Source organism: Alteromonas sp. PRIM-21, from assembly GCF_027563165.1.
Lineage (GTDB): Bacteria > Pseudomonadota > Gammaproteobacteria > Enterobacterales > Alteromonadaceae > Alteromonas > Alteromonas macleodii_A.
The window spans coordinates 39855-61612 of record NZ_JADOEK010000007.1 but is presented as its reverse complement, the minus strand read 5'-3'; the positions used below and the strand labels follow the sequence as shown (position 1 = coordinate 61612).

At 44.5% G+C, this 21758-nt stretch carries 25 protein-coding genes and 1 other annotated feature; of the genes, 14 read left to right on the top strand and 11 right to left on the bottom strand.

Annotation, left to right across the window (positions count from 1 at the left end):
- Window positions 1–11 precede the first annotated feature (11 nt).
- The 6 genes from IW644_RS11395 to IW644_RS11370 form a co-directional block, all read right to left on the bottom strand.
- Window positions 12–851 carry an alpha/beta fold hydrolase gene (locus tag IW644_RS11395; protein WP_179983922.1) on the bottom strand — a complete coding sequence of 280 codons (840 nt, stop codon included), beginning with the start codon at window positions 849–851 and terminating at the stop codon, window positions 12–14.
- 97 nt (window positions 852–948) lie between these two features.
- On the bottom strand, window positions 949–1605 hold the full coding sequence (locus tag IW644_RS11390; RefSeq protein WP_269917698.1) for a Slp family lipoprotein: 657 nt from the start codon (window positions 1603–1605) through the stop codon (window positions 949–951).
- A gap of 349 nt (window positions 1606–1954) precedes the next feature.
- Window positions 1955–2266 carry a hypothetical protein gene (locus IW644_RS11385; RefSeq protein WP_269917697.1) on the bottom strand — a complete coding sequence of 104 codons (312 nt, stop codon included), beginning with the start codon at window positions 2264–2266 and terminating at the stop codon, window positions 1955–1957.
- Window positions 2267–2334: 68 nt separating this feature from the next.
- On the bottom strand, window positions 2335–3051 hold the full coding sequence (gene tsaB, locus IW644_RS11380) for a tRNA (adenosine(37)-N6)-threonylcarbamoyltransferase complex dimerization subunit type 1 TsaB (protein ID WP_269917696.1): 717 nt from the start codon (window positions 3049–3051) through the stop codon (window positions 2335–2337).
- A gap of 77 nt (window positions 3052–3128) precedes the next feature.
- Window positions 3129–5048: an ATP-dependent DNA helicase gene (locus IW644_RS11375; protein ID WP_269917695.1), complete on the bottom strand. Its 1920-nt coding sequence runs from the start codon at window positions 5046–5048 to the stop codon at window positions 3129–3131.
- A gap of 137 nt (window positions 5049–5185) precedes the next feature.
- Window positions 5186–5479, bottom strand: coding sequence for a hypothetical protein (locus IW644_RS11370; protein WP_269917694.1), 294 nt, complete (start codon window positions 5477–5479; stop codon window positions 5186–5188).
- 471 nt (window positions 5480–5950) lie between these two features.
- On the opposite strand from IW644_RS11370, the gene IW644_RS11365 reads away from it, so the two are divergent.
- Together IW644_RS11365 and IW644_RS11360 are read left to right on the top strand one after the other, a co-directional pair.
- Window positions 5951–6646 carry a calcium-binding protein gene (locus IW644_RS11365; protein WP_269917693.1) on the top strand — a complete coding sequence of 232 codons (696 nt, stop codon included), beginning with the start codon at window positions 5951–5953 and terminating at the stop codon, window positions 6644–6646.
- A gap of 127 nt (window positions 6647–6773) precedes the next feature.
- Window positions 6774–7388: a phosphatase PAP2 family protein gene (locus IW644_RS11360; protein WP_269917692.1), complete on the top strand. Its 615-nt coding sequence runs from the start codon at window positions 6774–6776 to the stop codon at window positions 7386–7388.
- A gap of 93 nt (window positions 7389–7481) precedes the next feature.
- Here IW644_RS11360 and IW644_RS11355 read toward each other — a convergent pair whose 3' ends face one another.
- The 3 genes from IW644_RS11355 to IW644_RS11345 form a co-directional block, all read right to left on the bottom strand.
- Window positions 7482–7700, bottom strand: a complete 219-nt coding sequence (locus tag IW644_RS11355) for a hypothetical protein (protein WP_269917691.1) — start codon at window positions 7698–7700, stop codon at window positions 7482–7484.
- Between the two features lie 84 nt (window positions 7701–7784).
- Window positions 7785–9089, bottom strand: a complete 1305-nt coding sequence (locus IW644_RS11350) for an alpha-amylase family glycosyl hydrolase (RefSeq protein WP_269917690.1) — start codon at window positions 9087–9089, stop codon at window positions 7785–7787.
- 132 nt (window positions 9090–9221) lie between these two features.
- A complete protein-coding gene (locus IW644_RS11345) occupies window positions 9222–10130 on the bottom strand; it encodes a sulfite exporter TauE/SafE family protein (RefSeq protein ID WP_269917689.1) in 909 nt (302 codons plus the stop codon).
- Between the two features lie 152 nt (window positions 10131–10282).
- On the opposite strand from IW644_RS11345, the gene IW644_RS11340 reads away from it, so the two are divergent.
- The 4 genes from IW644_RS11340 to IW644_RS11325 all read left to right on the top strand — a co-directional run bounded on the left by IW644_RS11340 (window position 10283) and on the right by IW644_RS11325 (window position 12896).
- Window positions 10283–10765: a DUF2244 domain-containing protein gene (locus IW644_RS11340; protein WP_269917688.1), complete on the top strand. Its 483-nt coding sequence runs from the start codon at window positions 10283–10285 to the stop codon at window positions 10763–10765.
- Window positions 10766–10954: 189 nt separating this feature from the next.
- Window positions 10955–11200, top strand: coding sequence for a DUF6482 family protein (locus IW644_RS11335; RefSeq protein WP_179983935.1), 246 nt, complete (start codon window positions 10955–10957; stop codon window positions 11198–11200).
- A gap of 187 nt (window positions 11201–11387) precedes the next feature.
- Window positions 11388–11960, top strand: coding sequence for a YSC84-related protein (locus IW644_RS11330; RefSeq protein ID WP_136782996.1), 573 nt, complete (start codon window positions 11388–11390; stop codon window positions 11958–11960).
- A gap of 204 nt (window positions 11961–12164) precedes the next feature.
- The gene (locus IW644_RS11325; RefSeq protein ID WP_269917687.1) at window positions 12165–12896 is read left to right on the top strand and encodes a ParA family protein; all 732 of its coding nucleotides are present in this window, start codon (window positions 12165–12167) and stop codon (window positions 12894–12896) included.
- Between the two features lie 54 nt (window positions 12897–12950).
- Here IW644_RS11325 and IW644_RS11320 read toward each other — a convergent pair whose 3' ends face one another.
- Window positions 12951–13190 carry a hypothetical protein gene (locus IW644_RS11320; protein WP_179983938.1) on the bottom strand — a complete coding sequence of 80 codons (240 nt, stop codon included), beginning with the start codon at window positions 13188–13190 and terminating at the stop codon, window positions 12951–12953.
- A 229-nt stretch (window positions 13191–13419) separates the two neighbouring features.
- Window positions 13420–13537 (top strand) — a sequence feature (His leader region).
- 50 nt (window positions 13538–13587) lie between these two features.
- Between IW644_RS11320 and hisG the strand changes: the two genes are divergently transcribed.
- The 8 genes from hisG to hisIE are packed head-to-tail and all read left to right on the top strand — an operon-like array spanning window position 13588 to window position 20740.
- Window positions 13588–14490, top strand: coding sequence for an ATP phosphoribosyltransferase (hisG, locus tag IW644_RS11315; RefSeq protein WP_179983939.1), 903 nt, complete (start codon window positions 13588–13590; stop codon window positions 14488–14490).
- Between the two features lie 13 nt (window positions 14491–14503).
- Complete coding sequence (gene hisD, locus IW644_RS11310) at window positions 14504–15808, top strand: histidinol dehydrogenase (RefSeq protein ID WP_269917686.1); 1305 nt, start codon at window positions 14504–14506, stop codon at window positions 15806–15808.
- Window positions 15808–16887 carry a histidinol-phosphate transaminase gene (gene hisC, locus IW644_RS11305; protein WP_269917685.1) on the top strand — a complete coding sequence of 360 codons (1080 nt, stop codon included), beginning with the start codon at window positions 15808–15810 and terminating at the stop codon, window positions 16885–16887. Before hisD ends, hisC begins: the two co-directional genes overlap by 1 nt.
- Window positions 16884–17954, top strand: coding sequence for a bifunctional histidinol-phosphatase/imidazoleglycerol-phosphate dehydratase HisB (gene hisB / locus IW644_RS11300; RefSeq protein ID WP_269917684.1), 1071 nt, complete (start codon window positions 16884–16886; stop codon window positions 17952–17954). Before hisC ends, hisB begins: the two co-directional genes overlap by 4 nt.
- Window positions 17954–18595 (top strand): imidazole glycerol phosphate synthase subunit HisH, encoded by a 642-nt coding sequence (gene hisH, locus IW644_RS11295; protein ID WP_269917683.1) that lies wholly within the window; start codon window positions 17954–17956, stop codon window positions 18593–18595. Before hisB ends, hisH begins: the two co-directional genes overlap by 1 nt.
- Window positions 18595–19332 (top strand): 1-(5-phosphoribosyl)-5-[(5-phosphoribosylamino)methylideneamino]imidazole-4-carboxamide isomerase, encoded by a 738-nt coding sequence (gene hisA, locus IW644_RS11290; protein WP_179983944.1) that lies wholly within the window; start codon window positions 18595–18597, stop codon window positions 19330–19332. The genes hisH and hisA overlap by 1 nt, the downstream gene beginning before the upstream one ends.
- Window positions 19314–20126: an imidazole glycerol phosphate synthase subunit HisF gene (gene hisF, locus IW644_RS11285; RefSeq protein ID WP_179983945.1), complete on the top strand. Its 813-nt coding sequence runs from the start codon at window positions 19314–19316 to the stop codon at window positions 20124–20126. Before hisA ends, hisF begins: the two co-directional genes overlap by 19 nt.
- A complete protein-coding gene (gene hisIE, locus IW644_RS11280; protein WP_015067587.1) occupies window positions 20123–20740 on the top strand; it encodes a bifunctional phosphoribosyl-AMP cyclohydrolase/phosphoribosyl-ATP diphosphatase HisIE in 618 nt (205 codons plus the stop codon). The genes hisF and hisIE overlap by 4 nt, the downstream gene beginning before the upstream one ends.
- 100 nt (window positions 20741–20840) lie before the next feature.
- On the opposite strand, the gene IW644_RS11275 is transcribed toward hisIE, so the two are convergent.
- Window positions 20841–21686, bottom strand: coding sequence for a formate/nitrite transporter family protein (locus IW644_RS11275; protein WP_269917682.1), 846 nt, complete (start codon window positions 21684–21686; stop codon window positions 20841–20843).
- Window positions 21687–21758: the final 72 nt, after the last annotated feature.

Here is a 21758-nt window from a genome sequence, read left to right as displayed (position 1 = left end):
AACGGCACAATTTACAATTGCTCAACAAAATTGCGAATTAGTAGCCCTACATCATCAGTATTTTCCATGTGAATATGATGACCGCCTACTAATTGTTCGTATTGTGCATTTAAAAACCACCCCTTCCTTTTTGGAAAGACTGACTCTAGATTTTTAAAGCTATTAGATGCACCGATAAAAAGTACAGGACATACAATAGCACGCATAAGAGATTCTGCCTGTTTTTCTGTGAACCTTAACGATGATTTTGTGCGTAGTTTAGGATCGCTCGCCCAAAAGCAATGTCCACCAGCATCTTGAGTTAAGTTTCTAGACAATATTGAACGGGCGTGCTCTTCTGGAATATCTGAAATTTTGCATCTCGCTTTTACAGCATCTTCTAAATCGACGATTCGCAACTTATTACGCGATTTAGCATGACGGCTGATAATAGACTCTCGCATTTGCGATGCAGTGGTCTCTTCACTTTCTGTAAGCGGGCCGCATGCATCAATGCTAATGACAGCAGAGACTTTTTCGGGGAAGAGTGCAGCGAATAAGCTAGCAAGGATTCCACCAAGTGAGTGCCCCAGTAGAATTACCTCTTCCCAATTTTGAGATTCAATTAAGGCGTACAAGTCTTGCAGGTAGTCAGCTTGATTGTAATGCGCACCATGCACACGATGAGATGAACGGCCATGCCCTGCAAGGTCAATTGCAATAAAGCGGTGGGTTTGAAGATAAGGCGCTAGCAACCTTAGGCTTTCTGCGTTATCTAAGTACCCGTGTAAACCAATAACAACTTTGCCACCACCTTGGTTATCTAACGCAGCTAGGTGTAGTGCTCCAATATTGAATTCTGTTTCAATCATAACGCTCCGTACCGGCAAATAACCGCCGCCTCCCTTACATTTTCATTCCACTAAAACCAATAAGGCGGCAATTATATGCCGCCCCAATTAACTATCCCTATTGTCGCTTGTTGGTACTTGGTGATTTACCACGCGGCTCAGAATTGTTGTTACTTGGTCTATTGTTGGTAGAAGGTAACTTTGCTTTGCTCGGTGCATTTTGATACCGGATTACGCGGGTTCTATTGAAATGCGGGTACATCCACGGACCATTAAAGCGATAAAATGGTGAATACCAGCCGGTGTGATAGTTAAAGAAGTAAGTATTTACATCGTAAACTTCTTGTTTTTTCCACATATAGTAGTCTTCGGCGATAATTGTTGGGTAGATATAAGGTTGTTCCCCAACCATACCCGCAGTCGGTGCAGTTATACTGCCTAAAAATGTTGCGGAGCGCCCTTCTTCAAAAACTATAGGGTCAACAAAGCCATCTATTTGAACTTTAAATCGGCCTGACGTTTCGCCATTGGTGGAAGGTTTACCGTAGTGGTTCAAAGGAAAGTGAGCAAGCTCGATCAATGTCTTGTTAGGCTTATTTTCAACCCCAACAATCATACCACCCCATCGCGCTTTTTGACCTTGCGCACTAGCACCTGAAGTCACCGCCTTAGAGTAGCTGACTAACTGGGTACCTTCAGGTACATCGATACTATCTGGAACTATGGTACAGCCTGTAAATAACATGACCGTAATTAGAATTAAATAACGAGACATCAAAGCGCTCCTCTGAACCCTAGAAAAAATGTTGCGCCTAATTGAATCACAATGATTCAACAGGTGTTCTAAACGAAATTCTTGTGCGGCAACACATCTAAAAACTCTTATATACTCTTACGTATCTCTTTAAGTTACAAAGAAAAACCGCATCCTAGCAACTCAACATTAGCATTAATACGAGACGACTACCATTGTCGTTCAATTAATGTATTGGATAAACGCAAAAGGGGCCGTATGCCACACTAATTTAGTGTAGATACAGTAGTAGTTAGTTCAAAAGGATGTGCGAGATTTAACAATTCGTTATAATTAACTTGCAAGTAAAAAGACAGCAGTGTGCGTAGATTTATGCGTAGATATCTACGCCAAACATTGACTGGATAGATTCTCGTTGTTGTTGTTTTTCAAAACTGGTGTAAGAAGCTATCGCGTTTTGAGAATAGGTATTGCCATCCTCTCGAACAAATTGCTGGTAGGCTTTAGCGTTATCCGTACCCTGTTCGTCGGGCGCAACAACAATCGCCTTTACCGACGATTCATTTTGCCCCTTATTTTGCTGTTCGGGGTCTTTACTGATCTTTGCAACTCGTCCCTGCGAAGGTTCAGAGGACGGTAATGCGAAGTTATTATTTATAATCATACGAGGTTGATAAGGCAAAAAACGTACCATACAGGAGCAAACTGTAGCAATCCATTCGCTTTAAGCAGGTACGCTTTTAAGTATTACTACTCTCTTCCCGGTAACTTTTTCCACGTTACTTTATCGCGCAAATAAACAGGTTCAACATTCACGGCGTCAGACACTTCACCTTTTTCATAAGCTTCGCGTGCAAGCTGTAGCATGAATTGCGCGTTTGGAAGGGTAACGTCAGACGTTGTTTCACCAATTACTTCAGACTTCCATTTTGTAAGTTCATCATAAGCAGACCAGCCTGTGCCAACGGCAATAACGGTAGCGCTGTTATTTTCTCGTTGTTCATTTAGCTGTTCAATAGCCACTTCTGGCGGACAAACTTGCTCGTCAATAGTGAGTAAAACACCTTCTTCTGTTTGCTTATAAACAGCAAAATACACTTCATTCATGCGCGCATCTGATGCAACAGCGATCAATGCCGCTTTGTCTTCGGTTTTAGACGCCATTTCGAACGCCATTGCTTCAAGCGTGCTTACGCCGGCGACCTTTAACCCCGTTCCTAGCGCTAGACCTTGAATCATGCCCGTTGCTATACGAACTCCGGTAAAGCTGCCAGGGCCTCGACCAAAAGCCAGTAAATCAAGATCGGTTAGTGCTACCTGTGCTTCTTTTAATACTTCATCTACCATGGGAAGTAGACGTTGGCTATGTAGCTGAGGACATATTTCAAAGCGCGTAATAATAGTATCGTTATACTTAAGCGCCACTGAGCACGCTTCGGTTGCCGTATCTATAGCTAAAATATTCATGTTTATCTCTTATTTCATACCAACTGAAAATAGCGATAGAGAGTGAGCACTCTTTAACCGCATTTCAGTGCTTTAACTTAGGCTTCATCAATGCCGGCTAAAAATGTTTCTACTTCGTCTAAGCTTCTTGTTCGCTTCATATCGGGCAAGCTACCGATGAAGGTTTTGGCGTAAGGTTTTGTTACTAACCGGTTATCACAGATAACCAGTACGCCTTTATCAGACGGATCTCGTATTAGACGCCCCGCGCCTTGCTTTAAGGTGATAACCGCTTGGGGAATCTGGATAACACCAAACGGATTCGCGCCGCGCTTTTTCACATCTTCCATACGCGCTTGAAGCAGTGGATCATCAGGGGACGCAAACGGCAACTTATCAATCATCACACAAACTAGGTCGTTACCTCGCACATCTACCCCTTCCCAAAACGCGCCCGTGCCCATCAATACCGCTTTTTCATCTGCAAGATAAGCGTCAAGCAAAGCCTGCTTGGTTGTTGTCCCTTGTACTAACAGCGGGTTGTCTATCTCATCTTCAAGCTTTTGGGCAATTTCCCTAAGCATTGCGTGACTAGTAAACAGTAAGAAACATCTACCGCGACTTGCTTTGATTAGCCGTTTGGCCGTTTCTAGCAAAGTTTCGCGCATGGCATAGCTATTGGGCTCGGGCAAATAGCGAGGTACGCACAACATGGCCTGTTCAGGGTAATTAAACGGGCTATCCAAACCTAAGGTTTCTGCGTCTTCTAAGCCCATACGGCGCTGGAAGTGGTCAAAGCCGCCGTTCACCATTAAGGTTGCCGAAGTAAATATCCACCCGCGCGGCGGCGATGAGACAAATCGTCTGAATTTAGCCGCAATCGATAATGGCGTTAAATGCATAATGAGGTGGCGCTGCGTTGTCTCATACCACAGACTCACATTCTCTTGCTTGTTATCGCTTAATGCGTCTAACTGCTCTCTTGCCGCAACAACACGTTCATACATGTTATCCAGGTCTTTATCGCGGCCAATATGTAATTTACACACCTCATGCAGTACACCCAGCGCTTCGGCTAATTTGCCCACCTGCATACGAACGTCGTCACGGTCTAGCGCCTCAGCCCAATTGCCCCTTTCAGCAGTGTCAGGAAACAGTAAACGCAAATCAGACGCGATCATTCTACATTTGTCAGCGGCTTTATCTAACTGCCCGGCATCTTTTAAAACCGTTCTGAACAACAGCGTAATATCTTTCGCGATGTCGTGGATTTGACGCGTTGAAAGTGACTCACCGAAGTAATCACTGGCAATGTCAGGAATTTGGTGGGCTTCATCAAAAATAATCGCGTCGGCTTCAGGGATAAGCTCACCAAAACCTGTATCTTTCAGTGCCATATCAGCAAAGAAAAGGTGGTGATTTACCACGATAATATCAGCATCTAGCGCCTTTCTGCGCGCTTTGACTAAATAACATTCTTCATAATCTGGACAGTCGCGACCCAAGCAGTTATCCACGGTAGAGGTAACAAGGGGGAGGACACGAGCATCTTCGGGAAGCGTCTTAAGCTCACCCATATCCCCTGTTTTGGTTGTACTCGACCAGCGTTTCACTTCTGAAAGCTGACCCAATACCTCTTTTTCAACCAGAGTTGAGTTACCGCTGTGCTGTGCAACCCGGTGAAGACAAAGATAATTTGAACGACCTTTTAACAGTGCAGTTTTTCGCTTGCTGCCCAAAGCTTTTTTTACAAGAGGTAGGTCGCGGTGAAATAGCTGCTCTTGCAGGTTTTTAGTCCCGGTGGAAACGATGGCTTTTCCGTCGCTCAGTAATGCTGGAGCAAGATAGGCGAAGGTTTTTCCCGTTCCTGTACCCGCCTCTACTATCAAACTACCCGTAGTATCAATAGCGCGCTTAACTGCCTTCGCCATCTCAGTTTGCGCTTCGCGAGGCACAAACCCCTTGATAGCGCCAGCAAGAAGGCCATCTGATGAGAATACGTTATTTATTGTGGGCATGGTTTAAGCGCTGTCATTACTTTTCTACTTTAGGCCGCGCATTATGCCAAAAAGCCTATTGAATGCCCATTAAAGGTTTACGTTTTAACGACAATATTCGCAGTGATATGGCTTTTCGAATATTGCTAAAGTTTGAGTTAACGTTCAAAAAAAGCGTCAACTAAATCGGCGAGTGATTCTTCAAGCTCTTCTTCAAAAGCGTCGATGTCAATGTCAAAACTGTCCATATATTTGGCCGCATTGTCGCGTGAAAGTACGGCGTTTTTTATCTGAAATTCAAGCTCAGGCAGTGTTTTGTCGTAACGGGGCTTAATAGTCCATCGCAAACAATGACCATTGTTGTCTTTTAGCTTCTTCTTCGCAAAAACACAGAACTCCTCGACGTAGTCAGCACCTTGCGGCCCAAGACACCCCGGTTCAATGCGGTACATTACCAGAAGCTTTTTATATAGCGGAAGTCGCGTTTCCATCACATCATCAAGTAGTTTAAAGGTTTGATTATCGGAAAATTTTGGCTATTTTGCCAGTCGAGCAATGTAGAGAGAAAGCGTTTTGACCAAAAACATTGCTTTTTTTCCATTCAACTCAGTGGTACTTGACGCCTATATAGTTTCGACTTAACGCTATGCGTTTTTAATGAGATGTGAAGCTATAAACTTATAACCAACGTTTGCTTATATCGACACGCTGCGCTTGTGCCAATTTTGTTAAAAATATTGGGTAACTTTTGCATAAAATTCTATAGTTCTCACAATTTAGCGTAATTCTCTCCAGCCCCGAAAAGATATAAACTATTGTTTTAAATAAACTTTATTGAAATGGCATATGCTGTGAATAATCCTTTGTGAACTCTCTCCTCCGTTTTTAAGCAGTATGGAGGCCGAAAAACCAAGGAGTAAGATATGAAAAAGTTAACTATTGCTACATTAATTAGTGCCGCTCTGTCAGCTGGTGCATTTGCTGGCGACGACATGGAAAAAATCGACACAACCTTTGTTGATTTAGACAATGACGACAATGGATATATCTCGCGGGAAGAAGCAGACGACGATGAGATTTATGCGCACTTCTCTAAAATTGATACCAATTCAGACATGCAACTTTCAGCTAAAGAATTTAATGCTCATGTCATGAAGCACCCTCAACATTTCGATGATGAAGTGATTTCTTCAGTAAAGTCGATGAAAGAAAGCATGGGGTCACAAGGTACAATGGAAACGGAGGTTAACGTTGATACTGATGTAGATGAAGTGGTTGCCGCAACAAAAGATAAAAGGCTGACTCACGAGTTAAGAGCTGAAACTGAGCTTAAAGCTAATGGAAACTTAGAAAAGACAAAGGTCGATAAAGTAGCCGAAGATACTGTTGTGAACGATAAGACGGTGATCGCAGATGAAGCAGTAATCGCACGTAGTAAATTCGACATGATGGACGCAAACAACGATGGCGAGCTTACCAAAGCTGAAGCCTCAAGAAGTGGCGTAACACGCAATTTCGATAAAATCGATTTAAATGATGATGAATTGATTACACGTACCGAATTTAAGCGTTATCAGCGCTCATCTGAAGGGAATTTAGACGGTAATTCGGAAGAGTAATGTTGCATTAAGAAAAGAGCCGCTTGTGCGGCTCTTTTTATTGTTTAAATACTTTTTCTGTACACGTGCTATCAAGCCTGCACGTATTGATTCCCTCTCCCACCACTTCATCGAATAAAGGATTTTTATGTTAGCTTCCACAGGAATTAAAAGTTTACTCGCGTACCGAGCACTGCGCAAAATGAATGGGCGCAGTGCAGATAAAGCGCAGAGTAAAGATAGCCTTATTACGTCTAGCAAATTGAGCAATGCAACGACGCCACCATCAGTCGCCGCGATAACAGGTTCAGCCTATGCTGTATCTAAGATGACGGACGCTCCAAAAATACAACGCTTCCTTCTAAAATCGACGTTATCAGCCTCAGTGGCAGGTCTACTTAATGCAGGCCTTAAGAGATTGATTGGACGAAAGCGTCCTAGAGCTGAGACAGGCCCTGAAATAAAAGGCCCGGCATTGAAAGACAAATTTAACTCTATGCCATCAGGACATGCGGCAGCAGTAGCGGCAGTGACGGGCTCAATACCTCGGACTTCTGGACCTCTACTATTAGCATCAGCGGCAGGTTTAGCTGCCACGGCAGTTATTGGAAAGTCGAGGACTAAGCGCGATGCACATCATTTATCAGATGTTTTGGTGGGAAGCTGTTTAGGCTTTGGCGTTGCCTACGCAGTGTCTAAACTCGAAAAACCCGTTGAAGCTGAAGTTGAAAATCTCAACAATAATAAGCATCTACGGAAGTAACTTAAACAAGGTTGCGTTCTTAAGTATAAACTATGGTGCGCCCCTTCCGGTAATAGAAGGGTACGCACATATCTTAGGGCAATTAAGAAAAACCTAACTTTCCGGCGTAGACTTGATTACTTCCTCTATCTCACTGTTCCCACTTAAGCGAGCGAGGTCAATTAAGTAGCCTTTCTCTAGCTTGTTTAAAGAATGCCCTTTAAGCCGCGTCTTGACCTCTCTTACATCACCATTGGCAATGGAAGTTTTCAGCGCAGCGTGATTATTTAAAGAGCGGTCTTCGGTTTTTTCACTTGGCTCATTCGTAGTCATAGTTCGTCCTTAATCTTTACTTAGTAAAAATGAAAAATCTCATATACCTTTTGTAGTTAAACACGACGCCAAACGATCAACGCTTCAAGCTATCCAAATTTCAAATTGCCATGGTTCAAGTTTATAGACCGAATCAGCGTTAACCCTTCGTTTTTCATTACGCTGCCAATGTGTGTATTCGCCCTGAAATAATGGCTCTTCGAAGGTTACTTCGAGATGCTCATTTGAAAAGTTAATAACAACAAACACTTTTTCCCGCTCGTTATGGCGTACAAAGCTGAAAACCTTGTCCATTGTCGAGTTCGGGACCTGAATCATCCTTGCGCCATACTCTCCATTTCCTAGTACGGCTTTAGATTTTTTAAGTGTAATAAGCTCGCGATACAAATTGCCGATTTTATGGTCTTGCCATTCAATAGGATCGCGCTCGAAGAATGCTAACCGTTTAGTTTCTCCCGCCTCTTGCCCATTATGAATTAGGGGCATGCCCTCACCTATTACCGATAAAGCAATGCAAGCTTCAAGTGCTTCGCCAAACTGTTCACGCTGAGTGCCATCCCAGGCATTTTTGTCGTGATTACTAACAAAGGTCATTCTATACGCAGAGGCTGGCCAGCTGCGTTCGTTCCACGAATAATACTTGCGCAACCTATCTAGTGAGCACTTTCCGTGAGCGAGCTCATGAAGTGTTTCATTCCAGCTCCATGCGTAAGTCATATTGAACGCATTTTCGTGAAGGTCGCGATTCTCCCATTCAGCCAGCATAAAGACAGGCCGAATTGCATTTAATGTCTCGACAGCTTGAGTCCAGAAGTCGTTCGGCACATAACCTGCCACATCACAACGAAAGCCGTCGATATTGAACTTTTCAACCCAGTAACACATTGCATTAATCATGTATTTTCGAAGGCCAATTTGTTCATAATCGAACTCAATAATATCGCTCCAATCCCACCACGGCGAGGGACGAAAATCGCCTTTATAATCTTTGGCGTACCACTCAGGGTGCTGTTCAGCTAATGGATTATCCCATGCACTGTGATTTGGTACCCAATCAATGATGACTTTCAGCGATAGCCGGTGCGCTTCGTCCACCAGCGCTTTGAAATCTTCGTCACTACCGAATTCTGGATTAATGGCCAAGTAGTCTTTAACGGCGTAGGGACTTCCAAGCTCGCCTTTTCTATTCTTTTCACCAATAGGATGTACAGGCATAAGCCAAATGATATCAGCGCCCAAGGATTTAATATGCGCAAGCCCTTTTCTTACACCCTCGAAAGTTCCTTCTTCTGAAAACTGACGGGTGTTGACCTGATAAATAACCGCATGAGATGACCATTGTGGCTGAAACACGTTGTAGCGTTTCTGAGGGGTAGGATTGATATCCATTTTATCTTTCCTTATCGAGATTGGCGTTTAGAAGAAGAACCTGAATAGTGCGCGTTACTATGCACTACGTTATGTTACTTTTAGGCTTTAAATCGCAGCAAGCTGGGCTGCTAACTGTCGCTAGCTCATGACTTAAAGAATAGGTAAACTTGTGACTCCTAAAATTAGTACCCACATACCGAAAAAAAGTTTTAGACGCTGAACGGAAAATGCCAAAACTACATATTTGGCAATCATTCCACCGATGATTGCGCCCGCTCCAGCAAACAAAACGACCTGCCAAACCACCGACGGATTTATAAAAGCGTGATATGGCAGCGCTGACCACACAGTAAACGCAGATAAGATAACCGCAACCGCGATAGACATGGTGACATTAAACCCACGAATAATGAGGTAAACCGCCACTAACTCACCCACTCCCACCGAAAGCCAGGCCGTAATAATGCCGCCTAGAAAACCGATGAAGGGCAGAAACACTAAGTCTTTTGTTTGTAACTCTTTGATAAAATGAGTGCGCTTCATTAGAGGAATAGAAGCAAAAATTGCAATCGCTAATAAGATAGAAAAACTTCCAAAAGCAATATGAAGGTTATTAGCTCCACCCCATAAATGTTCGAGCAGAAGCTTGCTTTGCGACGAATATTGCGCAAACCCTATACCGCAAATTGACGAAGGAATGGTTAGCATTAGTGCGCTCGGCAGCGCTTGCCAGTAGCCATCGTACTTGTGCTGTCTTTTATAATACGCCGCCCACGTTAATGCGCCAGCGGTCATTCCGCAGCATTGAATAGCAAAGCTGGTTGCCACTACGCTTTGAGGAGAAAACGATAGATAGTTAAAAAACGGAACAAACACCACACCTCCACCGGCGCCTGTAGCGTTTGCAAATATAGCCCCTATCACACCTAGCCCGCTGAAAAGTCCAAATTCCTTAACAAGCTCAATGGGAGCGGGCTGAGCTAACCAAAGGCCACACCAGATAAAAAGAAGTAAAACTACAATTAATTTGCCCGTTTGGCGCTTAAAAAAAGAAATCACACACGTCCTTACGACAAAACAATGATAATTGTTAGAAAATAAATTCGCTTAACACGTTAATCATTAGCATTAGTACATTTTTCAAACTATTGTTGGCTCGAAACGTATAAGCTTTTACTTACGCAATTGTCATGTATAGCACTTTGTAAAATATGGTTGAAGTATCTACATTTGAGCAACAGGTGCAACTGCATCTTTCGCCAAACCGCTCAGCAACATGGCGGCAAACTAAATACCTAATTATGGCGTTTGCTTTGTTTGTTGGTCTAATCGCTATTGCGTGGTCTTTAGTAGGTGCTTGGGTAATCTTGCCGTTTGCAGGGGTAGAAGTGGGGTTGCTCGCGTTAGTTATGTACTTAGTGTCTAAAGCCACCTACCGATGGGAAACAATTTTAGTTTCTGCTGACCACATTCAAATTTCCTGCTCGAACGGCACCAGCCTATGCTTCCCCCGTCCAGACACGTCCTTGTTTTATCAAAAAGACACAAGCCTGAAGCGGATGTCACGATTAATTTTACAAACCTCTTTGCAGCAGTTTGAGTTGGGCGCATTTTTAAACTCGGAAGATAAAAAGCTAGTACACGATAATTTGCACAAGGCGGGGATCATGGTGTGCACGAACAAATGGTGGTAACGCTCGCTGTTACAGTTTGCTTCCAGCAAACGCCCTTCTACTTCAAAGGTTCGGTTTTCGGTTTTCGGTGTTCTAACGAGGCTGAATGAAAACCTTCATGACACAAAATTAATGATCATTGTCACTGTTTTCGACTAATTAATTAAAAGACGCAGCCAAAGTTAGCTGCGACCTAACGAGGACAACATTATGAATTTATACATTGAGTCATTAGAAGGTGGTAACTACCTTGCTGCAACGGGTATGGGTGCATCGCGCAGTTTAGTTAGAGACAAAAAGTCGCAACCTAAAACGTTTCACTGCTTGAATGAAATTAGAGAACATTTCGACTCGCAAGCATTTGAGCACGTTTGGCTTCGCCAAAGCACGCCGTACGAAGAAATGGTTGGTCAAACCGACCACCCCGGTGCGCTTGAGTTAGAAATCGAGTGGTAAATATTCACTTGAGAGAAGCTTATAGCGCATTTAGCTTTTTCTGATTTTAGTTTGAATGCATCACCTAGCACAGTTTTTGCGTACAAGTCATGAAACGTAAACAAAAACGGTATTTTATTGAATTACTAGCGTTAGAAGCTGTCTTTTAACGCAAGTGATAAAATACCTACATGCTAAGGAGAATTGCATGAAGATTAGTAAGTTAGCTATTAAGTCTGTATTTTTGGCTGCTGTTTTGGCATTGACTGCTTGCGCTTCTATGGGCGATGGCACTGTTGCTGAAAAGCAACAAGCTATTTTAGACATGCAAGAGAATGCGCTTGCACGCCTCTATACCGAGAAACCAGATACTCGCTCTCAAATAAGGGATGCCGCAGGCTACGCTGTATTCACTAACGCCAACATTAATGTGTTTTTTGTGGCCGCAGGTACAGGCTACGGCGTGGTGAACAACAACGTTACCGGTGCAAAAACATATATGAATATGGCTGAAGGTGGCGTAGGCCTTGGCTTAGGCGCTAAAGATTATCGCATTGTCATGGTCTTCCATACTCAAAAGGCGATGAACTATTTTATTGAAAATGGTTGGACTGTTGGCGGCAATGCGGATGTAGCGGCAAAAGCAGGTAATAAAGGCGCGTCTGCAGAAGGCGAAGGTTATCTTGGTAATGTGACTGTTTACACCATGACTGAAAGCGGTCTTACTTTACAGGCCACTGTAAAAGGCACAAAATTTTGGGTAGATAAAGAACTAAACTGAGCCTGTCCTTGTTATGACTAATCGAAATAGCGATTAGTGCTTTACCTAACCAAAGGCCTCTTGAATGCAAGAGGCCTTTTTATTTTTGCTAGCGCTTTTTGCTGTAAACTCGCCGAGCGTGACTGGCATTAAACCTCAAACAATTTTTTGCATAAGCACTTTCAATTGGGCATATTTTAAACACAACTGGCGAAGGGATTTTTTATGATTACCGTGGTGTTTAACCAAAAAGGCGGCGTGGGTAAATCGACTATAAGTACCAACCTAGCCGCTCAAAGCGCCAAACTGGGCCATAGAACTTTATTAGTAGACTTAGACGCTCAAGGAAATAGCACTCACTACACGGGGTTTGACGTCAACGAGCAAAGCCTTACTGTGGCCGATATGTTCAAACAAGTGGTGGGAATATTTAGAACCGCAAAGAAACCTAACGCGTTCGTTCACCCTACGCCTTTTGAAAATCTGTTTGTCATGCCGTCCTCACCAGCCTTAGCTGATGTAGAGCGAGAACTTGAATCTCGATACAAAATTTTTAAGCTTAAAGATGCGCTGAAGGAGTTAAAAGGGGAATTCGACCATATCTTTATTGATACGCCACCAAATTTTAATTTCTATTCAAAAGCGGCACTTATTGCTGCAGATGGCTTTTGTGTACCTTTTGATTGTGATGACTTTTCCGCACAAGCTATCGAGCACTTACTCGACAATGCAACAGAACTTAAAGAGGACCATAACCCAGAACTTAAGCTATTGGGCATTGTAGTCAATCAATTTAATAGTCAGGCAAAACTGCCTACAGAACTAGTGCAATCGCTCAAGCAACAAGGGTTGCCAGTGTTAGAAAGCTATATAAGTGCTACAGTGAAGGTGAAAGAGTCTCATTCTAAGCGTGTGCCGCTGCCCTTCTATCTACCAAAGCACAAAGTCACCGGGTAAATAGAAGCGTTATTTGAAGCGTTAAACGCAGAAAAACGTAATCACTAGAATTGTCTAAACATCAATATCAATGTGTTTAAGCCCACCGCTGCTGTTGTCTCGCTCTTTGTCTTTCGAGTTCTCTATTGACGCATCGACTACCTCCGTGCGTTTTATATCTTGATAGTTGTCGCGATCTTCTTCACTAAGATGCTCAGACTTCTTTGTCTTCTGCACTTTCTTCACCCGCTCATCGGGTTCCACGGGCACTTTTGTATTACGAGGCAAAATGGGAAACAGTAAATCGTTGCTCATACGCCCTCCTAAAATGTATATCTGTTTTATAATTTATCGGCAGAAAAGTGCTCAAAATTATGGTTCACAACTAATTCATAACGAATAGTTTTATTATATGTATATTAATTTAGAGTTAATGTAGCAAAAGAGTTCACTTTGGCCTTGCAAATCCATCCTCAAACCGCTAATGTTTCAGCCGTTCGAAATTAGGAATTTAATTCATCAAAATGATTAACTGCGCGGCGAAACATCACCATCACCACAAAGCATAACCTTTCAGGTTCGTGCTGGAAGGTCTATGAATCCTTCCAGTGGCGCAGATAGAAAAATTCTCGACCCTCGGAAGGAAACTTCCGGGGGTTTTTCGTTTTAGGCGCAATCAAAAGTTAAAACACAACGTGTAAGGAACGTTTCAATGAGTAACAGCAACAGACTTCGAATTGCCGTACAAAAATCAGGTCGCTTGAGTGATGACAGCATCGCACTTCTTAAAGCTATCGGCATTAAATTGAACATTCGTGATCGCCTGCTGATTGCGCACTCAACGAACGAGCCAATTGATTTACTTCGCGTCCGTGATGACGACATTCCAGGCCTTGTTATGGATGGCGTTTGCGACCTTGGTTTCATTGGCGAAAATGAGCTTGAAGAAAAAATGCTTGAACGCAAAGCAGCAGGCAAGCCGTTTGAGTATGAAGTATTGCGTCGTCTAGACTACGGCGGCTGCAGGCTGTCAATTGCCGTACCTAATGAAATGGATTACGACGGTATCAAGTCTTTAGAAGGCAAAAAAGTAGCAACCACTTACCCTTATCTTCTTGAGCGCTACTTCAAAGACCAAGGCATTAACGCAAAAGCTGTAATGCTACAGGGCTCAGTAGAAGTAGCACCTCGCGCTGGTGTAGCTGACGCTATCTGTGACCTGGTATCAACAGGCGCAACCCTTGAAGCAAATGGCCTTGTAGAAAAAGATGTCATCTTCCGCAGTAAAGCGGTACTTATCAAGCGTACTGACAGCGAACTTAGCGACGAGAAAGTAACACTTGTTAATCGTCTTATGCCTCGTGTTGATGGGGTATTACTAGCGAAAGAAAGCAAGTACATCATGTTACACGCGCCAAAAGCCTATTTAGAGCAGGTGAAAAGCCTACTTCCAGGTGCTGAAAACCCAACGGTGCTTCCATTAGCTGGAAATGAAGAGCAAGTAGCTATCCACGTTGTTTCTACAGAAACCTTATTCTGGGAAACCATGGAAAAGCTTAAAGCCCTTGGTTGTAGTTCTATTCTTGTAATGCCAATCGAAAAAATGATGGGCTAAAAGGCAGACAATTATGATTACTTGGTCATCTCTCTCGGCAAATGAGAAAAAACAGGCGCTAGCCCGCCCGGCTATGGCCAATAGCCAACAGTTAAAGCAAACCGTGGGCGAGATAATCGCCCGCGTTGAAGCAGATGGTGATGCGGCAGTACTTGATTACACTCGTAAATTTGACTGCCCAGATCTCACTGGCCTTGTGCTTTCGCAAGAAAATATCGATACCCTTGCTGCTAAGGTAACGCCCGAAGTAGCGAGTGCGATCGATACTGCGTTTAACAACATAAAAATGTTTCACGAAGCGCAAATGCCAAGTGATATTGCGCTAACCACCACACCAGGGGTTAAGTGTGAGCTGCGCTTCACTGCTCTTGACGCAGTAGGTCTTTATATTCCAGGCGGCAGTGCTCCACTTCCTTCTACCGTGCTGATGCTTGGTGTACCAGCACTAGTGGCAGGTTGTGAGAACAAACTACTGTGCACACCGCCAAACAAAGAGCAGCTTATCGCCCCTGAAATTGCCTATGCAGCTAGAAAGTGCGGTATTGATAAGATCTTTTTATGCGGCGGAGCGCAAGCGGTTGCAGCCATGGCGCTAGGTACTGAAACGATTCCCCAGGTCGATAAAATTTTCGGGCCGGGCAATAGTTTTGTTACTGAAGCAAAACAACAAGTTAGCCAACGCGCTGATGGTGCGGCCATTGATATGCCGGCTGGTCCATCAGAAGTGTTAGTACTTGCTGATGAATTCGCAAACCCTGAGTTCGTCGCTGCAGACTTACTTTCTCAAGCAGAGCACGGCCCTGACTCGCAGGCTATTTTGGTATCTAACAGCGCGACGCTTATTGAAGCGGCAAGAGCCGCGGTTGAGCGTCAATTAGCAACATTGTCTCGCGCTGAAATTGCACGCCCTGCTATGGAAAATGCACGCTATATTTTGGCTGATTCAATTGAACAAGCTATTGAAGCAAGCAACGCCTATGCGGCTGAACACTTAATCGTGCAAATAGAAAACGCCCGTGATTATTTACCCAAAATTAAATACGCCGGCTCGATTTTCTTAGGCCCTTGGTCGCCAGAATCTGCAGGCGACTATGCGTCAGGCACTAACCACGTGCTGCCCACATACGGCTATGCTAAGAATTACTCTAGCCTTGGTCTGTTGGACTTTATGCGTCGTTACACGATTCAAGAGTTAAGTGAAGACGGCATGCGCAATTTAGGCCCTGCTATTATGGCACTAGCGGCAGCAGAAGGATTAGACGCTCACGAACAGGCTGTTGCACTTCGTATGCAGGCACTTAAGCAGGGAGACGCCTAATGTCGGCACTTATCGATAACCTAATTAACGACAACCTAGTGCCGTTAAAGCCTTACGAGTCGGCACGTCGTTTGTTTTCCGGTGGTCAAGACTGGCTTAATGCCAACGAGTCACCTTATGCTAACGAATACAGCGTAGATAGCAGTAACTTTAACCGCTATCCGTCGTGTCAGCCTGAAGCGGTAGTGAGTGGTTACGCCGATTATGCAGGCCTTGATAAGTCGCAGCTAATCGTTACTCGTGGTGCAGATGAAGGCATAGAATTGCTTATTCGTACCTTCTGTACGCCGGGTAAAGATAAGATTCTTATTTGCCCGCCTACCTACGGTATGTATGCAATAAGTGCTGAAACCTGCGATGTGGGCATTAAAAAAGTGCCGCTGAACGATGATTTCAGTTTGAATGTAAATGCCGTCTGCGCCGAAGAAGACGTGAACGTTATTTTTATTTGCGCGCCGAATAATCCGACCGGTACGCCGGTTGCCCGCGAAGACATTAAAACTGTACTTAATCACTTTGCCGATAAAGCGCTCGTTGTTGTTGATGAAGCGTACATTGAGTTCGATGCTGACAATACGTGGGCAAATGAAATAAAAACCTACCCTAACCTTGTGGTACTTCGCACGCTTTCGAAAGCGTTTGCACTGGCTGGGCTCCGCTGTGGTTTTACGCTTGCTCAGGCACCCGTTATTCAAGCTCTACTTAAAGTGATAGCGCCCTATCCTATTCCAGAGCCAGTAGCGCAGATTGCCGCGCAAGCATTATCGGCCGAGTCATTAACGTTACTTGAGCTACAGGTTGCAACGCTCAACCGCGAAAAAGAAGTATTAGCTGAAGCGTTAGAAGCGGTTGAAGGCTTTGAGCTAGTTGGTGACAGGCGAGCAAACTTCATTTTGTTCCGCTATGCAAAAGCATCTGCGTTGATGCAGTACTTGGTAAGCCAAGGCATGCTTATTCGCGACCAATCGAAGCAGCTTAATTTACAAAACTGTTTACGCGTTAGCATAGGCACAGAAGAACAAAATCAGCGTTTAATGCAGTTGATTAACGAATTTAAAAATAGTGAGGATGCGGCATGAGTCAGCAAGCCATTTTATTTATTGACCGCGACGGTACACTTGTTGAAGAGCCGCCAGTAGATAAGCAACTAGACAGTCTTGAAAAGCTGGTTTTCGAGCCAAACGTCATTCCCGTGTTGCTAAAGCTTAAAGCAGCTGGGTTTAAACTCGTTATGGTAAGTAACCAAGACGGATTGGGCACAGACAGTTTCCCGCAAGAAGACTTCGACAAGCCACACAATGCCATGATGGCGATTTTTGAAAGCCAAGGTGTAGTGTTTGACGACGTGCTCATTTGCCCGCATTTCGACGAAGATAACTGTACATGCCGCAAGCCCAAGCTTGGTCTAGTGCAAGAATACTTACAGCAAGGCAAGGTGGACTTCACCCGCTCTTTTGTAATTGGTGACAGAATTACCGACGTACAGCTTGCTGAAAACATGGGTATTCGCAGCTTCCAATACAACCGCGAAAGCTTAAATTGGAACGATATTCAGAAAAGCTTGTTAGCGTCGTCACGTATTGCTGAAGTGGTACGCACCACCTCCGAAACCGATATTCGCGTGCGCGTAGATTTGGACTCGCAGGCTAAATCAACCATTCAAACCGGCATGGGCTTTTTTGATCACATGCTTGACCAAATTGCGACCCACGGTGGCTTCGAGCTAAATCTTACTACCAATGGCGATTTACACATTGACGACCACCACAGTGTAGAAGATACCGCCCTTGCACTAGGTGAGGCGCTTAAAAAGGCACTGGGCGACAAACGCGGTATTGGCCGTTTTGGGTTTGCGTTGCCAATGGATGAGTGCCGTGCGGAATGTATTATGGACATTTCAAACCGCCCACACCTTAAGTTTGATGCAGAGTTTAGTCGCGACCAAGTTGGCGAAATGGCTACTGAAATGGTGCCGCACTTCTTCTACTCACTGGCGCAAAGTATGGGGCTGTCGCTGCACCTTTCCACCAGCGAAGGTAACGCTCACCACCAGGTAGAAAGCCTGTTTAAAGTATTTGGCCGTGCGCTACGCCAAGCCATTACGCGCCAGGGTGATGCATTACCTAGCAGTAAAGGAGCCCTGTAATGTCAGTGGTAAACACCAGCCAGCGACAAAAAATAGTCATAGTGAATACCGGCTGCGCGAATATTTCGTCGGTACGCTTTGCCCTTGAACGCTTGGGCGTTGAAGTAGACGTATCTGACGATGTAAACGTGATTAAAAGCGCTGACAAAGTGTTTTTACCCGGCGTAGGTACAGCAGCCGCGGCTATGGCAAGCATTAAGCAAAAAGCTTTAGTGGAAACCCTTCAGACGCTAACCCAACCTGTACTAGGTGTATGCCTGGGCATGCAGCTTATGGTTGAATCCAGTGCCGAAGGTGGTTTTCAAGGTACAGGCAACATCGATTGTTTAAACCTTATGCCAGGTCATGTGGCTCGCATGGAATCAAAAGGTGTGCGCTTACCTCACATGGGTTGGAACACCGTCTCTCATAACAGCAGTCACGACAACGCAAGTCTGTTTAAAGGCATTCCACAAGATACCTACTTTTATTTTGTGCATAGCTTTGCCGTACCTGAGTACGAGCATACGCTTGCAAGCTGTACTTATGGAAATGCGTTTTCTGCGGCCATAAACAAAGACAATTTTTACGGGGTGCAATTCCACCCAGAGCGTTCTGGCGAAGCCGGAGCACAACTACTGACTAACTTTGTGAACCTATAATGATTATTCCAGCGATTGATCTTATTGAAGGACATGTAGTCCGCCTTTATCAAGGTGATTACGAGCAAAAAACCCAATACGAACTGGACCCTGTTGATGTGGTTCACGACTATGCTGACCAAGGTGCGACTTGGCTCCACATTGTTGACCTTACGGGCGCTAAAGACACCAGTAAACGTCAGCTTTCACTAATTAAGTCTATGGTCGATACCAAGCGCATGAAGTTTCAAGCCGGCGGCGGAATTCGTAGTGAAGAAGAAGTTGCGCAGTTACTAGAAACGGGCGTTAGCCGCGTAGTTATTGGCTCGTTGGCCGTTAAGCAACCTGAACTAGTGAAATCTTGGGTAGAAAAGTACGGTCCAGAGCACATTGTTTTAGCCCTTGATATTAATATAAGCGATAGCGGCGAAAAGCTTATTGCCACCCATGGTTGGCAAGAGAATTCTGGCGTAGCCCTTGAAGGCTTACTGGAAGACTTCGCTACAGTAGGCGCAAAGCATGTACTATGTACTGACATTAGCCGCGACGGTACGCTACAGGGCGCGAACACTGAGCTTTATCAAGAAATGGCGGCCCGTTTCCCTAATGTAAGCTGGCAAGCATCTGGCGGTATCGGCAGTATTGCTGATATCGAAGCTTTGAAGCCGACTAACGTTGGTGGCGTAATTTTAGGTCGTGCATTACTTGAAGGTAAATTCACGGTGAAGGAGGCTATTGCATGCTGGCAAAGCGCATAATTCCCTGTTTGGACGTACGCGACGGTAAAGTCGTTAAAGGCGTTCAGTTTAGAAACCATGAGATTATTGGTGACATCGTGCCTCTTGCCGAGCAATACGCGAAAGCGGGTGCCGACGAGTTGGTATTTTACGATATCACTGCAAGCTCTGACGCCCGAGTGGTAGATAAAAGCTGGGTAAGCCGTATTGCACAGGTTATTGATATACCGTTTTGCGTAGCGGGCGGCATTAAAAGCATTGAAGATGCTGGGCGCATTTTGGAAATGGGGGCGGATAAGATTTCGATTAACTCCCCTGCCCTTAATAACCCTGAGCTTATTAACCAGCTTCATGATGTGTACGGACAACAGTGCGTAGTAATTGGTATCGACAGTTTTTATAACGAAGCAACCGACCAATACGAAGTATACAAGTTTACAGGTGATGAGAGCCGCACACAGAAAAGCCAGTGGCAAACCATTGACTGGATTAAAGAAGTTCAGTCGCGCGGTGCAGGTGAAATAGTACTGAACTGCATGAACCAAGACGGTGTGCGTAAAGGTTATGATGTGAAGCAGCTTAAAGCCGTGCGCGATGTCTGCGAAGTGCCCCTAATTGCATCGGGTGGCGCGGGTGAAATTGCCCACTTTACGGATGTGTTTCAACAGGCTGACGTAGATGGCGCGCTTGCAGCATCGGTATTTCACAAAGGCATCATCAACATTGATGAGCTTAAAGCAGAGTTAACCAGCAATGGCGTTGCCATGCGTAAGCGTCACGGTTTAACGGCGCAAGCAGAAGGAGTAAACCCGTGATCATTACTAATGAAAACAGCAATAAACTAGCCTGGGACAAGATGGACAACCTGCTGCCTGCCATTGTGCAAGACGCACTATCAGGCAAAGTGTTAATGCAGGGCTACATGGACCAAGATGCACTAGCGAAAACCCTTGAAACCGGTAAAGTGACTTTTTTCAGCCGCTCAAAGCAGCGCCTGTGGACCAAGGGTGAAACCTCAGGTAACACACTAGATTTAGTGAGCGTTGCCTGCGATTGCGACCAAGATTCACTATTGGTACTAGCCAACCCTAACGGCCCGACGTGCCATACAGGCGTTGAAAGCTGTTGGTTTGATGGCAATACACCCGCATTTACCTTTCTTGCAGATTTAGAACGTGTCTTGGCTGCTCGAAAAGATGCCGACCCTAAAAGCAGCTACACCGCAAGCCTTTATAACAAAGGCATCAAGCGCATAGCGCAAAAAGTAGGTGAAGAAGGCGTTGAAACCGCACTAGCAGCTACTGTCCACGATAAAGAAGAGCTTAAAAACGAAGCCGCTGATTTGTTGTATCACTTAACTGTACTGCTTCAAGCAAGCGATATGTCGCTAAACGATGCGCTAGATGTGTTGCGTGAGCGTCATAAGTAATCTGCGAGCACGCTAACGTTTGTTTTGAAATGCCCTAAGTGCGGCAAGCGCTAAGGGCATTTTTATTTATTATGTGTTATTTCTCGATTTCCTTACCTTTCTACTTCTCTATTTCCCTTACTACCTGTCCATAAGCTAGTAGCGCGAACAGCCCCGTTCCGCCCACAATATTTCCTAATAGTGTTGCGCCAATTAGTGAGATTGTTTCAAGAACGCTTATTTTATTTTGTAGTGCTAACAAGAAAAGTTCGGTTGAACCGGCTATCACGTGCGTGAAATTTCCTATAGCTATTAAATAGGTAAAAATAACTATCATCCATATTTGCGAATGTTTAACCGAAGGCTTCATCCAAACGATAGCGGCAATGATAAATCCAGACGTTATGCCATATGAGAAGGCGTCTGACGGTGATAACTTGGCATAGTGTTCAGATATAGCAGTCATTCCTTCCACCAGCTCTGATGGAACCGCTTGCAGAGTATAGCTGAAAAAGGCGGCTAAGAAGGTGCCAACCATGTTTGCGGCGAAAACGATAGTCCACAGTCGTGCAATGCACACTCCCATATTAAGAGATGGCTTACTTAGCAACGGTAAAATAACTGACAGTGTATTTTCAGTAAATAGCTGTAACCGACCTACTATAACCAGTACAAAGCCCACCGTATAACCTAAGTTCTCTATCACAAACTGATAACGAGAACCGGCAAAGAGGTGATGCAGGATCCCCTCAGCCAGAATTGACAGCGAAATACCAATACCCGCCGCAACCCCAGACCACCATAGCGACATCATAGGCCGCTGAAGCTCTTCCAGCCCCTCTCGATGCACTATTGCGTATAAAGAGACAGAGTTTAAACTTTGATTGTTTTGTACATCCTTTTCTTCGGTGTGACTAAGTGCCACATCCTGTTCTCGACGCCCAGACTCCTTCTCTTTCTCAGTCACTTATGCCTCCGTAACGCTTTTTTAAACTTCTAAACTTCGTTCAAACATTTTCAACAGCGTAATAGCAGGTGA

Coding starts and splice junctions, on each gene's coding strand:
- hisC (WP_269917685.1), top strand. CDS start 15,808: ATGTCGGCACTTATCGATAACCTAATTAACGACAACCTAGTGCCGTTA.
- IW644_RS11335 (WP_179983935.1), top strand. CDS start 10,955: ATGAATTTATACATTGAGTCATTAGAAGGTGGTAACTACCTTGCTGCA.
- IW644_RS11325 (WP_269917687.1), top strand. CDS start 12,165: ATGATTACCGTGGTGTTTAACCAAAAAGGCGGCGTGGGTAAATCGACT.
- IW644_RS11360 (WP_269917692.1), top strand. CDS start 6,774: ATGTTAGCTTCCACAGGAATTAAAAGTTTACTCGCGTACCGAGCACTG.
- IW644_RS11350 (WP_269917690.1), bottom strand. CDS start 9,089: ATGGATATCAATCCTACCCCTCAGAAACGCTACAACGTGTTTCAGCCA.
- hisG (WP_179983939.1), top strand. CDS start 13,588: ATGAGTAACAGCAACAGACTTCGAATTGCCGTACAAAAATCAGGTCGC.
- IW644_RS11390 (WP_269917698.1), bottom strand. CDS start 1,605: ATGTCTCGTTATTTAATTCTAATTACGGTCATGTTATTTACAGGCTGT.
- tsaB (WP_269917696.1), bottom strand. CDS start 3,051: ATGAATATTTTAGCTATAGATACGGCAACCGAAGCGTGCTCAGTGGCG.
- hisB (WP_269917684.1), top strand. CDS start 16,884: ATGAGTCAGCAAGCCATTTTATTTATTGACCGCGACGGTACACTTGTT.
- IW644_RS11355 (WP_269917691.1), bottom strand. CDS start 7,700: ATGACTACGAATGAGCCAAGTGAAAAAACCGAAGACCGCTCTTTAAAT.
- hisA (WP_179983944.1), top strand. CDS start 18,595: ATGATTATTCCAGCGATTGATCTTATTGAAGGACATGTAGTCCGCCTT.
- IW644_RS11330 (WP_136782996.1), top strand. CDS start 11,388: ATGAAGATTAGTAAGTTAGCTATTAAGTCTGTATTTTTGGCTGCTGTT.
- hisF (WP_179983945.1), top strand. CDS start 19,314: ATGCTGGCAAAGCGCATAATTCCCTGTTTGGACGTACGCGACGGTAAA.
- IW644_RS11365 (WP_269917693.1), top strand. CDS start 5,951: ATGAAAAAGTTAACTATTGCTACATTAATTAGTGCCGCTCTGTCAGCT.
- hisH (WP_269917683.1), top strand. CDS start 17,954: ATGTCAGTGGTAAACACCAGCCAGCGACAAAAAATAGTCATAGTGAAT.
- hisD (WP_269917686.1), top strand. CDS start 14,504: ATGATTACTTGGTCATCTCTCTCGGCAAATGAGAAAAAACAGGCGCTA.
- IW644_RS11395 (WP_179983922.1), bottom strand. CDS start 851: ATGATTGAAACAGAATTCAATATTGGAGCACTACACCTAGCTGCGTTA.
- IW644_RS11320 (WP_179983938.1), bottom strand. CDS start 13,190: ATGAGCAACGATTTACTGTTTCCCATTTTGCCTCGTAATACAAAAGTG.
- IW644_RS11340 (WP_269917688.1), top strand. CDS start 10,283: ATGGTTGAAGTATCTACATTTGAGCAACAGGTGCAACTGCATCTTTCG.
- IW644_RS11375 (WP_269917695.1), bottom strand. CDS start 5,048: ATGCCCACAATAAATAACGTATTCTCATCAGATGGCCTTCTTGCTGGC.
- IW644_RS11370 (WP_269917694.1), bottom strand. CDS start 5,479: ATGTACCGCATTGAACCGGGGTGTCTTGGGCCGCAAGGTGCTGACTAC.